Annotated in this window: 1 protein-coding gene; it reads left to right on the top strand. The window is 40.1% G+C overall.

All coding sequences use genetic code 11. The features are described from left to right. A partial coding sequence (locus A1232T_RS03620; RefSeq protein WP_077448107.1) for an ISAs1 family transposase occupies positions 1-822 on the top strand: 822 nt, incomplete at both ends.

Raw genomic sequence — 822 nt, 5'->3', positions numbered from 1 at the left:
GATCCAAGAGAGTTCTTTGCCAAACTCAATGACCCAAGACGCCAAAACAAAAACCTCTATCATCCACTAGAGAACGTCATATTTATTGCGCTAACCGCTTTTATCTGCGGCTATAACGACTGGGTGAGTGTCGAAGACTTTGCCAAAGAGAACAGGTCATGGTTTGAGAAGGTTCTTAATATGCCTTACGGTATACCCTCGCATGACACCTTTGGAAATGTCATGAAAATGATAGACAAAGATCACTTTGCCCTATGCTTTGCTCATTGGATGACCGAAAGTGTTAAAGACCATACACACATTGCCATTGATGGTAAATTTCTCCAAGGTGGCTTTAAAGATACAGACTCTATTCATTTGGTCACTGCCTTTGCCAGTGAAACTAAATTGGTATTAGCACAAACGCAAGTAAATAGTAAAGACAACGAGATAACGACACTGCCTAGACTGCTTGATATGATCAATATTAAGGGCAGTGTTGTGACCGGGGATGCGATGTATTGTCAAAAGGATGTCTGTAAGCAGCTTGTTAAAGCTAAAGCCGATTATATCTTGTCCTTGAAAAGAAACCATGAGCATTTATATGACGACGTTAAGCTTTGGTTAGACACACAATTTGATTCAGGTAATTTACCCGTCAATGAAACTGTTGATAAAGATCATGGTCGTATAGAAGTAAGACGTTATGCGCTATCTACAAAGATAGATTGGTTAGATAACAAGTCTGATTGGACAGGTTTAAGTGCCGTGGCTATGGTTGAGTCCACTCGTATTATAGGTGAAGATAGCCACACTGAACGGCGTTATTATTTGACCTCTTTG

Origin of the sequence: Psychrobacter pasteurii, assembly GCF_900162815.1 — a bacterium.
Classification (GTDB): Bacteria; Pseudomonadota; Gammaproteobacteria; order Pseudomonadales; family Moraxellaceae; genus Psychrobacter; species Psychrobacter pasteurii.
Note: the sequence above shows the minus strand (reverse complement) of the source record. Positions and strands in the feature narration are given on the sequence as shown.